Source organism: Streptomyces sp. NPDC058086 (genome assembly GCF_042885015.1).
Lineage (GTDB): Bacteria > Actinomycetota > Actinomycetes > Streptomycetales > Streptomycetaceae > Streptomyces.
The window spans coordinates 117,372-131,686 of sequence record NZ_JBHVST010000001.1 but is presented as its reverse complement, the minus strand read 5'-3'; the positions used below and the strand labels follow the sequence as shown (position 1 = coordinate 131,686).

Here is a 14,315-nt window from a genome sequence, read left to right as displayed (position 1 = left end):
CGAATGTTACGGACCTTCCTGAGATCGGAGAGGGGTCGCCCGGCGTGCACCCGGGGATACGATCGCGCCCATGAATCCCGCGAAGCCCTTGGAGAAGCGGATGGCGGAACGGTCCTCGGGGACCGCGACCCTCGCCGAGATCGCCCGCGAGGCCGGCGTCTCCGCTCCGACTGTTTCGAAGGTGCTCAACGGCCGGGCCGATGTCGCCCCGGCCACCCGCACCCGTGTCGAGGAGCTGCTGCGCGCGTACGGCTACCGGCGCCGCCGGGCCGAGGCGACCCGCTCACCCCTCATCGACGTGGTCTTCCACGAGTTGGAGAGCGCCTGGGCGATGGAGGTCATCCGGGGTGTCGAGAACGTGGCGCGGGACGAGGGGCTGAGCGTCGTCCTCTCGGAGAGCGCGGGACGGCTGACCCCCGGGCGGACCTGGGCCGACCAGGTCGCCGCCCGTCGCCCGCACGGCGTGATCCTCGTGCTGTCCCGGCTGGACGAGTCCCAGCGCGCGCTGCTGACCAGCAGGTCCATCCCGTTCGTGGTGATGGACCCGGCGGGCGACCCGGGCGACGACGTGCCGTCCATCGGCGCCACCAACTGGCACGGCGGGCTGGCCGCGACCCGCCATCTCGTCGACCTGGGGCACCGGCGGATCGGCGCGATCAGCGGGCCCTCGCGGATGATGTGCAGCCGCGCGCGCGTCGACGGATACCGGGCGGCGCTGGAGACGGCGGGACTGCCGGTGGACCCGGAGCTGATCAGAGTCGGGAACTTCCACCACGAGGACGGCTACCGGCTCGGCCTCGACCTGCTGCGCCGCCCCGACCGCCCGACGGCCGTCTTCACCGGCAACGACCTCCAGGCGCTCGGCCTGTACGAGGCCGCCCGCGAACTGGGCCTGCGCATCCCGGAGGACCTGAGCGTCGTGGGGTTCGACGATCTGCCGGTGGCGCGCTGGGTCGGGCCGCCGCTGACGACCGTACGACAGCCCCTGACGGAGATGGCGGAGGCGGCGGCCAGGCTGGTGCTGGAGCTGGGGCGCGAGGAGCGGCCGGCGGCGGGAACCAGGATGGAGCTGGCTACGAGTCTGGTGGTGCGCAGCAGTACGGGGGCGCCTCCGGCGGTCGGCCTGGCGTGAAGTGGACGTATTGACGAGTGGGGCATCCGGCCCCACACTCCTCCGAAGCCAATCGGTTGCAAGACCGAAACTTTCGGAGGCACCCGCATGAGATCTCTGAGAACAGGCTTATCCCTGGGGTCCGTCCTCACCGGCATCGCCGCCCTCGGCGCCCTGCTGGTCGCGGCCCCCGCCGCCCACGCGGCCGACACCCCGCTGCGTGACCTCGCCGCCGCCAAGGGCAAGGTCATCGGCACCGCCGTCACCGGGTCCAAGCTCACGGGGACGTACGGCGACATCGCCGGGGCCCAGTTCAGCTCGCTCACCCCCGGCAACGCCATGAAGTGGGAGACCGTCGAGCCCACCCGGGGCACCTACAACTGGGCCGAGGCCGACCAGATCGTGGCCTTCGCGCAGGCCCACAACCAGCAGGTGCGCGGCCACACGCTGGTCTGGCACAGCCAGAACCCGAGCTGGCTGACGAACGGCACCTGGACGTCCGCCCAGCTCGGCTCGCTGCTCCAGGACCACATCACCACCGAGGTCACCCGCTACAAGGGCAAGCTGGCCGCCTGGGACGTGGTGAACGAGCCCTTCAACGAGGACGGCACCTACCGCTCGACCCTCTGGTACAACGGCCTCGGCTCCGACTACATCGCCCAGGCCCTGACCTGGGCGCACGCGGCCGACCCGGGCGCCAAGCTCTACATCAACGACTACAACGTCGAAGGCGTCAACGCCAAGAGCACCGCCCTCTACAACCTGGTCAAGTCGCTGAAGGAGCGCGGCGTTCCGATCGACGGGGTCGGCCTCCAGGCCCACCTCATCCTCGGCCAGGTGCCGTCCACGCTCCAGCAGAACATCCAGCGCTTCGCCGACCTCGGCGTCGACGTGGCGATCACGGAGCTGGACATCCGTATGCAGGTTCCCTCCGACAGCGCGAAGCTGACGCAGCAGGCCGCCGACTACAAGGCCGTGTTCGACGCGTGCGTGGCGGTGTCCCGGTGCTACGGCGTCACCGTCTGGGGCTTCACCGACTCCGACTCCTGGATCCCGGACGTCTTCTCCGGGTACGGCGCGGCGACCCCGTACGACGAGAACTACGTGCCGAAACCGGCGTACTACGCGATCGCGGGCTCGCTGGGCGGGACCTCGACGCCACCGCCCACGGGTGCCTGCGCGGCGACGTACAGCGTCCAGAGCCAGTGGAACACGGGGTTCACGGGGCAGGTGAGGATCGCCTGTTCCGGGGCCGCGCTGTCGTCATGGAAGGTGAACTGGACGTACGGCGCGGGCCAGCGGATCACCCAGGCCTGGAACGCCGACTGCACCCAGTCCGGTGCGGCGGTGACGTGTGCGAACGCCTCCTACAACGGAACGGTACCGAACGGCGGATCAGTGACGTTCGGGTTCAACGCGTCATGGAGCGGGAGCAATCCGGTGCCCACGGTGACGCTGGGCTGAGGGTGGCGTGAGAAGTCTGAGATTTTCCGAAGGAAACCCCAGAAGAGGTTCCTGCTCGTAATAATTCGGACTTACGTTCCTCCGCGTGACTGCAGACGAGGAGCGCGGGGGCGGACGTGAGGCCGGGCGCGGGGACGGGAACGGGGCCGAGAGCGGAGACGGGAACGAGGGCGCCGCGAGACGTGCCGGACGGCGGAGAGGCCTGCTGAAAGCCGCCGGCATCACGCTCGCCGGCGTCCTCGTGCTCTCCGCGGCCGGGGCGGGCTGGGCCTACTGGCACCTGAACCACAACATCAAGAGCGTGGACATCAACAGCGCGCTGGGCGACGACCGTCCGGCGAAGGCGGTGTCGACCCCGTCGGCGTCCGCCTCGGCCGCCCCGCTGCCGAGCGGCGCCCTGAACATCCTGGTCCTCGGCTCCGACTCGCGCAGCGGGAAGGCGAACGCCGCGCTCGGGGGCGGCGACAGCTCGGGCGCCCGCTCCGACACGGCGATGGTCGTCCACGTCGACGAGGGGCGCACCGAGGCGACGGTGGTGAGCATCCCCCGGGACACCCTGGTGACCCGTCCGTCGTGCCCGACCTCGTCCGGCGGGACGACCTCGGTGGCGTACAACGCGATGTTCAACAGCGCGTACTCGGTGGGCGGTCCGGTCTGCGCGGTGAAGACCGTCGAGTCCCTCACGGACATCCGCATGGACCACTACATCGAGATCGACTTCTCCGGCTTCGCGAAGCTGGTGGACGCGCTCGGCGGCGTCACCGTGACAACGGACCAGAACATCGACGACGACAAGAGCCATCTGCACCTGAAGGCGGGCACGCACCATCTGGGCGGCACCCAGGCCCTGGCGCTGGCCCGCACCCGGCACGGCATAGGCGACGGCAGCGACCTCGGCCGCATAGGTCTCCAGCAGAAGCTGGTGAAGGCACTGCTGGAACAGATGGCGTCGACGTCCCTGCTGACCGACCCCGCCAAGCTCTACAAGGTCGCCGACGCCGTCACCGGCAGTCTGACGACGGACACGGGGCTCGACTCGCTGGGCGAACTGATGAAGCTCGGCCAGAGCCTGAAGTCCCTCTCCTCCGACAAGGTCAAGACGATCACCATGCCGGTGGTGACGGCTCCGTCGAACCCGAACCGGGTGGTGGCCGACGAGCCGGAGGCGAGCGACCTGTGGACCTCGCTCAAGTGAACCGGTCGACCCCGCCGACCCGGTACGTCAACAGATAGCGCCAGTAGAGGAGTTGGCGGACGCGGGAGCCGGGCAGCAGCCGGTCCGCCTCGCTCCGGACGTCCGCCAGCGACATCCGCGGCTCGCGCACCGGCGCCCGCAGGGGCACGGCTTCGCTTCCGCGCAGCCGCTCACCCATCGCCACCCCTGCCCGTGCCACGGCATTGGCGGGCACGGCGGCGAGATCCCACCAGGTGATCCCGGCGTAGCAGCCCAGCACCAGCAGCACCCCGCCGGGCGCGAGCGCCTCGCGGAACCTGGTCACCGTGCCGAACGGCATGTGGTGCAGGCTCGCCAGACAGGTGATGACGTCGTAGTGCCCCTTCGGCAGCCCGGCGGAGACGACGTCCGTCCGCCGGAACCGGGGGCCGCCCCCGATCCGCCGCGCCGCGGCGATCACCTCGGCGGACGGATCGACGGCATCGACCTCATAGCCCCGCGTCGCCAGCCGCCGCGCGAAACCCCCGGTGCCACAGCCGACGTCGAGGGCGGTACGACCGTGCTTCGGTAACTTCCGCAGCAACAGCCGGTGGTAGTGGTCGTTGTGATCGAAGGGCATACGGGAACCTGCCCACACGGCCCCCGGGTCAGCCCCGCGCTTCCGCGAGCACGTCTGCGCCCCGTTCTCCGGGACTTGAGCTTCGGGGGTCGGGATTCGAGACGCTTTTATATGGATTGGGCGGGAGGCCCTACCCACCCACCCTCCCTGTCCGGCGGCCCAAGTGCCGCCCCGGCCAGGGGTGATGACTTTTCGTGATCGGGTCGCGGCGGAGCGTGGCGGACGTGTAGCGTGCGCCGGGAAAGCATCGACCCCCGTGGGTGTTCTCAGCACCGCGCGGGGGTCTGACCAACTAGATCGAAAGCTACGAATCGATCCATGGCTGTTACCCAGCTTAGTGCTGCCCCGCGTCCCTCCGCCCATCCCCTGGCCAATCCGGGCTACGGAAAACGGTCGGCGCCCGATCAAACCCCCCGTACGGGTCGCGACTTCGCGCATCTGCCCACCCGCGAGGCATCGATCGCGACGTACATCGACCGGCTCGCCGACGAGTCGGACCTCTCCATCAAGACCCTCGCCAAGCACCTCCCGTACGGCCAGTGCGCCCTGGCCACCGCCCTCAACAACCTCTCGGCGGCGGGCCATCTGCGCCGAGTGCGCCGCCCCGTCACCGTCGACGGCTGCCCCCGCTGGGTCTGGCACACGTTCTTCTCGCGCACCGCGCACGACGACGCCTGGTGGAACGCCTTCCTCGCCGGGCGGACGCCGGTGACCGAGCGGCCCGCGGCGCGGGCGGCGCGCTCGACGGCGTACGGCGCGCTGGCCCGGCTCGGCCGGATCGACGCCCGGCTCACGCTGTCGGCGGGGGAGTGCGCGGCGCTGGAGGAGGAGGCCGCCGAGTGGTTCGCGCGGGGCGCGGGTGAGGCACAGCTCGTCCAGGCGCTGACGGCGGGGCTCCCGGAGCGCGTGGCGCACGCGTACGCCTTCGTACGCGCCCGGCTCCTCGCCAAACTGCCCCCGCCGCCCGAGCCACAGCCACAGTCACCGGCGCCCCGGTACGAGGTGGTGTGCACGGCGTGCGGGGAGCCGGGCGGGGAGGACGGTGTCGAGCTGCGGGGCGGGTTGTGCGGGGGGTGCTGGGGCGGGCGGCCCGCCCTCGCGGCCGACGAGGTCCGCGCCCACGTCGGGCAACTGCGCGCCGCCCTGCGCGCGGGGACCCGTACGGGGACCAGGACGAAGAAAGGAGCAGGCACATGACGACCTTGCAGCACGGTCCGCCCGTGACCGGGGCAGGATGGAGGGGAGGAGGCGACGCCATGACCCCCAGCACTGCCGACCGGCCCCAGATGCTCGTCGAGGAGTTCGAGGAGCTCGCTCGTCACGCGCCCGAGTCGGCGCGGCTGGAATTCCTGAACGGAAAGATCGGGGTCAAGCCCATGCCGGACGGCAATCACGCGCAGATCGTTGCCTGGCTCCTCAAGCGGTGCATGCAGTACCGCCCCGAACTCTTTCTCTTCCCGGAACAAGGTCTCCAGATCCAGGCGTACCGCAAGGGGCGCGCCCGGCCGGACGGAGCACTGGCGCCCGAGGAGTACTTCACCGGAATGGGCGAGTGGGCCGAGCCCACGGGCGTCCTGATGGTCGTCGAGGTCACCTCGCACGACCGGGACGCCGACCGGCGTGACCGGATCGAGAAGCCCGACGGATACGCGGCCGCCGGCATCCCCGTCTACCTCCTCGTCGACCGGGACACGGACAGCGTGACCGTGCACTGCGACCCCGAGGGTGGCGTCTACCGCTCGCTCACCACCCGTGCGTTCGGAGCGGTGATCGAGCTGCCGGATCCGGTCGGGTTCACGCTGGAGACGCAGAAGCTCAAGGACTTCGCCGACTGAGCCGCAGCCGCCTCACCCCGCCGCGAGAAAAAATCCAGAGAAATCCGGGGACGGTGTCGAAACCAGTGTCTCCCGATCGACGCACGGGTGAGAGGCAGGCAGAAGCCCCGCCTCCGAGGCACCACGGACACGAGGAGTCACCATGCCGCGTTACCTGTCGCTGGTCCAGATCGACGAGAGCACCGCGCCCGCCGAGGGCCCGAGCCCGGAGCTGATGCAGCGGATGGGCGAGCTGATCGAGGAGATCACCAAGGCGGGGGTCATGCTCGACACCGCCGGGCTGACGCCGTCCGCCCAGGGCAAGCGGGTGCACTGGTCGGGCGGGCAGCTGTCCGTCACCGACGGGCCCTTCACCGAGTCCAAGGAGGTCGTCGGCGGGTACGCGCTCATGCAGTGCAAGGACATGGCCGAGGCCCTGGAGTGGACCAAGCGGTTCCTGAAGGTGCACGAGGAGCACTGGACGGTGACCTGCGAGGTGCGGGAGATCGCCGAGGGCTAGAGCCTGTCCGGCGGATCATGCCCTAGCGGTTCCTTGGCCTGCGGCCGACGCGGGTGTCTGATGGTGGGTTGTGGAAGAGCAACAGCCCACCGTCACGCCCGTCACGCAGCCCGTCGCGTCCGGGACCACCAGAGGTGCCGTCGAAGCCGTCGAGACGATCTTCCGGATCGAGTCGCCCCGCATCATCGCCGGCGTCTCCCGCATCGTCCGCGACGTCGGCATCGCCGAGGAACTCGCGCAGGACGCCCTGGTCGCGGCGCTGGAGCAGTGGCCGCGGGACGGCGTCCCGGACAATCCGGGCGCGTGGCTGACGACCACGGCCAAACGTCGTGCGATCGATCTCGTACGCCGCAGGGAGCAGTACGCGCGCAAGCTGGAGGAGGTGGGGCGGGACCTTTCGGTGACCGCCCCGCACCACCTCGACGAACCCTCCGACCCGGACGACATCGACGACGATCTGCTGCGGCTCGTCTTCACCGCCTGCCACCCCGTCCTCTCCGCCGAGGCCCGCATCGCCCTCACCCTGCGCCTGGTCGGCGGTCTGACCACCCCCGAGATCGCCCGCGCCTTCCTCGCCCCGGAGGCGACCGTCGCCCAGCGCATCGTGCGCGCCAAGCGGACCCTGGCGACGAAGGGCGTCCCCTTCGAGGTCCCCTACGGCCCGGACCGCGAGGCCCGCCTCGGGTCCGTACTCGAGGTCATCTACCTGGTCTTCAACGAGGGGTACGCGGCCACGGCGGGCGACGACCTGCTGCGCCCCGCCCTGTGCGAGGACGCGCTGCGACTGGCCCGCGTGCTCGCCGAGTTGATGCCCAAGGAGCCCGAAGTGCACGGGCTGGTGTCCCTGCTGGAGCTCCAGGAGTCCCGCGCCGCCGCCCGCACCGGCCCCTCGGGCGAGCCCGTCCTCCTCAGGGACCAGAACCGGCGCCGCTGGAACCGCCTGCTGATCCGCCGCGGCTTCGCCGCCCTCGGCCGGGCGAGCGCCGTCACCACCGGACCCCCCGGCCCGTACGCCCTCCAGGCCGCCATCGCCGCCTGCCACGCCCAGGCGTACGCGTACGAGGACACGGACTGGCGGCAGATCGCCACCCTGTACGGCCTGCTGGCGACCCGTTCCCCGTCTCCCGTGATCGAGTTGAACCGCGCCGTCGCCGTCTCCATGGCCGAGGGCCCCGCCCCGGCGCTGGAGATCGTCGACCGTCTGGCCGGCGAGCCGACCCTGCGCGACTACCACCTGCTGCCCAGCGTCCGCGGCGACCTGCTGGCCCGCCTCGGCCGTACGGCGGAGGCCCGCGCGGAGTTCGAACGAGCCGCCGGCCTGGCCCGCAACGAACGGGAACGCGAGCTGCTGGAGACCCGCGCGCGGGACTGCTGCTAGGAGGCGTGCCGCTGGGCCGGGTGGCCGAGCAGCATCGTCGGTGCCCCCGCGACCCTGGTCAGGAAGACGGTGGCCGAGTGCGGGCCGTGCGACTTGGGCAGGGCCTTCTTGCGGAGTTCCTCCGGCTCGACCGCCGACCCCCGCTTCTTCACCGTCAGCACCCCGACCCCCCGCTCCCGCAGCAGCGCCTTCAACTTCTTCACGTTGAAGGGGAGTCGGTCGGTGATCTCGTAGGCGGAGGCGTACGGCGTCGGGCGCAGTTCGTCCGCCGTGACATACGCGATCGTCTCGTCGACCAGCCCGCCGCCGACTTCCTCGGCGACCTCGGCGACCAGATGGGCGCGGATGACGGCGCCGTCGGGCTCGTACAGGTAGCGCCCGACCTCGCGCACCGCGGGGTCGGGGAGGCCGCGGCCGCGCAGCTCGCGCGGGCCGGGCAGCAGGGTGGCCCGCACCAGCCCCGGCTCGGTGCCGAACCACAGCACCGCCTCCTTCACGTCTCCGGCGTCCGAGATCCACTCGGCCTCGGCCTCGGCGGGGATGGCCTCGTGGGGGATGCCCGGGGCGATCTTCAGGGCGGCGAGCGGGGCCTTCAGAGCCGTCTCGATCGCCCAGGAGAGCGGGGGCGAGTACGCCTCCGGGTCGAAGATCCGGCCGCGTCCGCCGCGCCGCGCCGGGTCCACGAAGACCGCGTCGTACGCCTGCGTGTCGACCTCCGTGACATCGGCCTCGCGCACCTCGATGAGGTCGGCGAGCCCGAGCGCCTCGGCGTTCGCGCGCGCCACCGCCACCGTCAGCGGGTCGCGGTCGACGGCGAGGACGCGGATCCCGGCACGGGCCAGCGCGATCGCGTCGCCGCCGATGCCGGAGCACAGGTCGGCGACCGAGCGCACGCCCAGGGACCGCAGCCGCCGCGCGCGATGGGTGGCGACCGTGGTGCGCGTCGACTGCTCGACCCCGTTCGGGGTGAAGAACATCCGCTCCGCGTCCTCGGCGCCGAACTTCGCCGCCGCCCGCTGCCGCAGCCGCGCCTGCCCGAGCGCGGCCGAGACCAGTTCGGCCGGGTGGTCGCGGCGCAGCCGGGTGGCGACGGCCAGCTCCTGGGCCGGTTCGGTGCCGCGCACCTCGTCGAGCAGGGCGCGGCCCTCGGGGGTGAGGAGGGAGGCGAAGGAGACGTCGTTCACCGGCCCATTGTCGGTCAGTGCGGGCGGGTGTGGGCCAGTCGGTGGACGGTGCGCCTTCGGTCGCGGTGTCGGAGCCTTGGACGTGCGGTGGCCTGCAAGGATCCGACACCATGCGATCAGTACGACAAAAGTACAAAAACAACGCAAAGAGGGCACGTGTCTGGGGCGGGGTCGCCGTCCTCGCCGTCGCCGCCCTCGCGTCCGGTTGCGCCGACGACGACACCAACGGCGCCCGTTCGGCCCAGGGGCCCCAGCAGGCGCTGCACGCGCCCCCGGCCCGCGCCCTCGACTCCTACGCCGCCAGACTCCGCGAGCAGCAGGCCGCCCGGGCCGCCGCGGCCAAGCACTGGGGGCTCACGAAGGTCCCGCTGGCCGCGCCGCCGGCCCCGGCGAGGAAGCCGGTCATCAGACCCCGCGACGGCTTCGAGGTCACCGATCAGGAAGAGCTCGGCCTGCCGCCGGTCTTCACGACCGTCCCCACCAAGGACAAGGTCGTCTTCCTCACCATCGACGACGGCTCCGAGAAGGACCCCGCGTTCCTCAGGATGATGAGCGACCTGAAGATCCCGTACACCGCCTTCCTGAGCAACTACCTGGTCAAGGACGACTACGGGTACTTCCGCAAGATGCGCGACCAGGGCGTCACCCTCAACAACCACACCCTCACCCACCCCTACCTGCCCGGGCTGTCGTACGAGGAGCAGCGGCACGAGATCTGCGGCATGCAGGACGTCATGGAGAAGCAGTTCGGCAAGCGCCCGAAGGTCCTCAGGCCGCCCTACGGCAACTACAACCAGGACACCCTGCGCGCCGCCAAGTCCTGCGGCATCAAGTACGCGCCCATCTGGGACGAGGAGGTCTTCGTCGACCACTGGGAGTACCGCGACTGGGACCGCGACCTGCACCCCGGCGACATCGTCCTCACCCATTTCCGCGGCAAAGAGGACTGGGACGGCACCATGCCCGACATGGTCCGCCGCTTCCTGAAGCTGGTCACCGACAAGGGGTACGCGGTGGCACGGCTGGAGGACTACCTGTGAGAACGCGGGCGCTGGTCGCGGGGGCGCTCACCGCGGCGCTCCTGACCGGCTGCACCGGCTGTGCCCAGTCCGTCGACCCGATCGAACGGCTGGGCAAGAAGGCCGCGCAGGAGGTGCGCAGATCCAGGCCGAACGGGCCGAGCCCGGCGACGTACCGCCACTGGGGGCTGCCCACCCCGCTCGCCGCCCCGCCGCAGCGGCCCGCCCGGCCCGCCCTCCGCGGCGCGGCGCCGGGACTGGCTCCCGTCGTGGGCCGCGTACCCACCCGCGACAAAGTGGTCTTCCTGACGTACGACGACGGTGCCGAGCGCGATCCGCGGTTCGTCGACATGGTCCGTGAACTGCGGCTGCCGGTCAGCATGTTCCTCACGGACAGTGTCGTCGGGCCGGGGTACGGGCACTTCGCCCAACTGCGGACGGTCGGCGCGAGCGTGCAGAACCACACCCTCCACCACGCCTCGCTGCGCGGACTGCCGTACGCGGGCCAGCGGGCCGAGATCTGCGGCCAGCAGGAGAAGCTCAAGGCCCGCTTCGGCATCCGCCCCCGGCTCTTCCGTCCCCCCTACGACGCCTACGACACCACCACGCTGCACGCCGCCGCCGACTGCGGGGTCGTGGCCGTCGTCCTCGGCCGGGAGCCCGACGCCCACCGGCTGCGACCGGGTGACATCCTCACCGGCTTCGAGGAGCCCAACCTCACGGAGGCGACGATCAGACTCCTGCGACGCATCCAGGCGGAGGGCCTCACACCGGCACGCCTGGAGAACTACCTCTGAGCATGCGACTTGGGGCATCAATCAGCCCGTCCGGCGCTTGAGGACGAGGCCGTTCAGGCCGGCAGCGGGGGTCTGGGGGCGGCAGCCCCCGGGCGCGCCGACACTCACGCCGGGTGCCTGGAACCCCACGCCACGCCGGAGGCCTTTGGCACTCCGCTTGACCGAGTGCTAATCGCGGTCATAGTCTCGGCCCTGGCACTCCCCCCTGGAGAGTGCCAATAGCGACGGGCAGGTCCGGCACCCGCGACGACGGATCCACCTGGTCGCCACCTCAGACAGTTAACCCCGTGAGATCTCCGAAGGGGGAGGTCGGATCGTGACGACCACCAGCTCCAAGGTTGCCATCAAGCCGCTCGAGGACCGTGTTGTGGTCCAGCCGCTGGACGCCGAGCAGACCACGGCTTCCGGCCTGGTCATCCCGGACACCGCGAAGGAGAAGCCCCAGGAGGGCGTCGTCCTCGCCGTGGGCCCGGGCCGCTTCGAGAACGGCGAGCGCCTGCCGCTCGACGTCAGCACCGGCGACATCGTGCTGTACAGCAAGTACGGCGGCACCGAGGTGAAGTACAACGGCGAGGAGTACCTCGTCCTCTCGGCTCGCGACGTGCTCGCGATCATCGAGAAGTAGTTCGCCGAGCTTCACCGTTTCACCCAGTTTTGCAGTGAACTGCGCCCCTGGCCCCCGCGACCATAACCAGCCGGGCGTCGGGGGCGCAGTTCGTTCACCCCAGTTTTCCGAGAGGGCTGAATCGCTCCCATGGCGAAGATCCTGAAGTTCGACGAGGACGCCCGTCGCGCCCTCGAGCGCGGCGTCAACAAGCTTGCCGACACGGTCAAGGTGACGATCGGCCCCAAGGGCCGCAACGTCGTCATCGACAAGAAGTTCGGCGCACCCACCATCACCAACGACGGTGTCACCATCGCCCGCGAGGTCGAGCTCGACGACCCGTACGAGAACCTCGGCGCCCAGCTGGTGAAGGAGGTGGCGACCAAGACCAACGACATCGCGGGTGACGGTACGACCACCGCCACCGTGCTGGCCCAGGCGCTCGTCCGCGAGGGCCTGAAGAACGTCGCCGCGGGTGCCTCCCCGGCGCTGCTCAAGAAGGGCATCGACGCGGCCGTCAAGGCGGTCTCGGACGAGCTCCTCGCCACCGCGCGCCCGATCGACGAGAAGTCCGACATCGCCGCCGTCGCCGCGCTGTCCGCCCAGGACCCGCAGGTCGGCGAGCTCATCGCCGAGGCGATGGACAAGGTCGGCAAGGACGGTGTCATCACCGTCGAGGAGTCCAACACCTTCGGCCTGGAGCTGGACTTCACCGAGGGCATGGCCTTCGACAAGGGCTACCTGTCGCCGTACATGGTGTCCGACCAGGAGCGTATGGAGGCCGTCCTCGACGACCCGTACATCCTCATCCACCAGGGCAAGATCAGCTCCATCCAGGACCTGCTGCCGCTGCTGGAGAAGGTCATCCAGTCCAACGCCTCCCGGCCGCTGCTGATCATCGCCGAGGACGTCGAGGGCGAGGCCCTGTCGACCCTGGTCGTGAACAAGATCCGCGGCACGTTCAACGCCGTCGCCGTGAAGGCCCCCGGCTTCGGTGACCGCCGCAAGGCCATGCTCGGCGACATCGCCACCCTCACCGGTGGTCAGGTCATCGCCGAGGAGGTCGGCCTCAAGCTCGACCAGGTCGGTCTGGACGTGCTGGGCACCGCCCGCCGGGTGACCATCACCAAGGACGACACCACCATCGTCGACGGTGGCGGCAACTCCGAGGAGGTCGTCGGCCGGGTCAACCAGATCAAGGCCGAGATCGAGAACACCGACTCCGACTGGGACCGCGAGAAGCTCCAGGAGCGCCTCGCGAAGCTGGCCGGCGGCGTGTGCGTGATCAAGGTCGGCGCCGCCACCGAGGTCGAGCTCAAGGAGAAGAAGCACCGTCTGGAGGACGCCATCTCCGCGACCCGCGCCGCGGTCGAGGAGGGCATCGTCTCCGGTGGTGGCTCCGCGCTCGTCCACGCCGTGAAGATCCTCGAGGGCAACCTCGACAAGACCGGCGACGAGGCCACGGGTGTCGCGGTCGTCCGCAAGGCCGCCGTCGAGCCGCTGCGCTGGATCGCCGAGAACGCCGGCCTTGAGGGTTACGTCATCACCTCCAAGGTCGCCGAGCTCGACAAGGGCCAGGGCTTCAACGCCGCCACCGGCGAGTACGGCGACCTGGTCAAGTCCGGTGTCATCGACCCGGTCAAGGTCACCCGCTCCGCCCTGGAGAACGCCGCCTCCATCGCCTCCCTGCTCCTCACGACCGAGACCCTGGTCGTCGAGAAGCCGGCCGAGGAGGAGGCCGACGCCGGTCACGGCCACGGCCACGGGCACTCCCACTGAGTCTCGTACTCCCGAAGAAGCCCCCGTTCCGCACGGAACGGGGGCTTCTCCCGTACTCGGTACCACCTGCCAGGTCCCGCACCACCGGCACCGACCGGTACTACTGCTCCAGCCGGTACTACTGCTCCAGCGCGTCCAGCGCCCCCAGCTGACCCAGCAGCCCCAGCTGGTCGTACTGCCACCAGCCCTCGGCGATCTTCCCGTCCTCCTGGCAACGGAAGACGGTCGTACCGGTCATGGCGACCTGCTTCCCGGTCGCCGGGATCCCCATGAAGTCGCCCTTGTGGGTGCCGTTCCAGGTCCACCGGGTGCAGACCCGGTCGCCCTGGGTCAGCTGGTCCTCGACGGTGAACGTGAAGTCGAAACCACCGCGCCACATCTCGATCTCGCGCCGCATCGCGTCGAGGCCGATGGTGTCCTGCGCGTTGGCCGGATCGTGGTCGTGGTAGCTCTCCGTCATCAGACCGTTGAGCGGCGGCAGTTCACCCGGCGTCGCGAGCGTCTGGAAGAACCTGCGGATATTGGCCGCGTACAACTGCTCGTCCCGCACCACGTCCAGGTCGGTGAACGTCGGCAGCTCGTCGCAGAGCGCCACCATCTCCTGGAAGATCCGTTCGGTCTCGGGGAGGTTCGAGTTCCGCATCGCCTCCTCGAACGAGGGGAACTCCACGATCTCTATGAAGTGGGTCGCGTCCGAGCGGTCCTTGCCGATCACACTGTGCGTCGCGGTCCGCTTGCCCCTGGTCTTCTCGACCCATGTGTCCATCAGCTGGTTCATCTCGTCGAACCGGCTGGTCCTGCAATCGATGAGCTGTACGAATGTCATGGCGTCGCCTCCGGCCCCCTGGGTCC

At 70.3% G+C, this 14,315-nt stretch carries 14 protein-coding genes; 11 read left to right on the top strand and 3 right to left on the bottom strand.

All coding sequences use genetic code 11. The features are described 5' to 3' along the window. Positions 1 to 70: 70 nt before the first annotated feature. The 3 genes from ACFVWD_RS00540 to ACFVWD_RS00530 all read left to right on the top strand — a co-directional run bounded on the left by ACFVWD_RS00540 (position 71) and on the right by ACFVWD_RS00530 (position 3,770). Positions 71 to 1,132 (top strand): LacI family DNA-binding transcriptional regulator, encoded by a 1,062-nt coding sequence (locus tag ACFVWD_RS00540; RefSeq protein ID WP_389593042.1) that lies wholly within the window; start codon positions 71 to 73, stop codon positions 1,130 to 1,132. An 87-nt stretch (positions 1,133 to 1,219) separates the two neighbouring features. After that, positions 1,220 to 2,575: an endo-1,4-beta-xylanase gene (locus tag ACFVWD_RS00535; RefSeq protein WP_389593040.1), complete on the top strand. Its 1,356-nt coding sequence runs from the start codon at positions 1,220 to 1,222 to the stop codon at positions 2,573 to 2,575. Between the two features lie 202 nt (positions 2,576 to 2,777). After that, a complete protein-coding gene (locus tag ACFVWD_RS00530; RefSeq protein ID WP_389593236.1) occupies positions 2,778 to 3,770 on the top strand; it encodes an LCP family protein in 993 nt (330 codons plus the stop codon). Here ACFVWD_RS00530 and ACFVWD_RS00525 read toward each other — a convergent pair. Then, entirely contained in the window at positions 3,763 to 4,368 is a 606-nt protein-coding gene (locus tag ACFVWD_RS00525; RefSeq protein ID WP_389593038.1) for a class I SAM-dependent methyltransferase, read from the bottom strand. The genes ACFVWD_RS00530 and ACFVWD_RS00525 overlap by 8 nt on opposite strands. Before the next feature lie 318 nt (positions 4,369 to 4,686). On the opposite strand from ACFVWD_RS00525, the gene ACFVWD_RS00520 reads away from it, so the two are divergent. The 4 genes from ACFVWD_RS00520 (at position 4,687) to ACFVWD_RS00505 (ending at position 8,080) form a co-directional block, all read left to right on the top strand. Continuing rightward, positions 4,687 to 5,565 (top strand): hypothetical protein, encoded by an 879-nt coding sequence (locus ACFVWD_RS00520; protein ID WP_389593036.1) that lies wholly within the window; start codon positions 4,687 to 4,689, stop codon positions 5,563 to 5,565. A gap of 59 nt (positions 5,566 to 5,624) precedes the next feature. Beyond that, positions 5,625 to 6,203 carry a Uma2 family endonuclease gene (locus ACFVWD_RS00515; protein ID WP_389593035.1) on the top strand — a complete coding sequence of 193 codons (579 nt, stop codon included), beginning with the start codon at positions 5,625 to 5,627 and terminating at the stop codon, positions 6,201 to 6,203. Between the two features lie 142 nt (positions 6,204 to 6,345). Next, positions 6,346 to 6,702, top strand: coding sequence for a YciI family protein (locus ACFVWD_RS00510; protein ID WP_060901481.1), 357 nt, complete (start codon positions 6,346 to 6,348; stop codon positions 6,700 to 6,702). A gap of 70 nt (positions 6,703 to 6,772) precedes the next feature. Continuing rightward, the gene (locus ACFVWD_RS00505) at positions 6,773 to 8,080 is read left to right on the top strand and encodes an RNA polymerase sigma factor (RefSeq protein ID WP_389593033.1); all 1,308 of its coding nucleotides are present in this window, start codon (positions 6,773 to 6,775) and stop codon (positions 8,078 to 8,080) included. Here ACFVWD_RS00505 and ACFVWD_RS00500 read toward each other — a convergent pair. Beyond that, entirely contained in the window at positions 8,077 to 9,264 is a 1,188-nt protein-coding gene (locus ACFVWD_RS00500) for a methyltransferase domain-containing protein (protein ID WP_389593031.1), read from the bottom strand. The genes ACFVWD_RS00505 and ACFVWD_RS00500 overlap by 4 nt on opposite strands. A gap of 110 nt (positions 9,265 to 9,374) precedes the next feature. Between ACFVWD_RS00500 and ACFVWD_RS00495 the strand changes: the two genes are divergently transcribed. The 4 genes from ACFVWD_RS00495 (at position 9,375) to groL (ending at position 13,463) form a co-directional block, all read left to right on the top strand. Next, positions 9,375 to 10,304: a polysaccharide deacetylase family protein gene (locus tag ACFVWD_RS00495; RefSeq protein ID WP_389593030.1), complete on the top strand. Its 930-nt coding sequence runs from the start codon at positions 9,375 to 9,377 to the stop codon at positions 10,302 to 10,304. Continuing rightward, entirely contained in the window at positions 10,301 to 11,080 is a 780-nt protein-coding gene (locus ACFVWD_RS00490) for a polysaccharide deacetylase family protein (protein ID WP_389593029.1), read from the top strand. The genes ACFVWD_RS00495 and ACFVWD_RS00490 overlap by 4 nt, the downstream gene beginning before the upstream one ends. A 316-nt stretch (positions 11,081 to 11,396) precedes the next feature. Beyond that, a complete protein-coding gene (groES, locus tag ACFVWD_RS00485; protein WP_060901476.1) occupies positions 11,397 to 11,705 on the top strand; it encodes a co-chaperone GroES in 309 nt (102 codons plus the stop codon). Between the two features lie 129 nt (positions 11,706 to 11,834). Continuing rightward, the gene (gene groL, locus ACFVWD_RS00480; protein ID WP_389593027.1) at positions 11,835 to 13,463 is read left to right on the top strand and encodes a chaperonin GroEL; all 1,629 of its coding nucleotides are present in this window, start codon (positions 11,835 to 11,837) and stop codon (positions 13,461 to 13,463) included. Between the two features lie 118 nt (positions 13,464 to 13,581). On the opposite strand, the gene ACFVWD_RS00475 is transcribed toward groL, so the two are convergent. Continuing rightward, positions 13,582 to 14,289 carry an ester cyclase gene (locus ACFVWD_RS00475; RefSeq protein WP_389593026.1) on the bottom strand — a complete coding sequence of 236 codons (708 nt, stop codon included), beginning with the start codon at positions 14,287 to 14,289 and terminating at the stop codon, positions 13,582 to 13,584. Between the last annotated feature and the right edge of the window lie 26 nt (positions 14,290 to 14,315).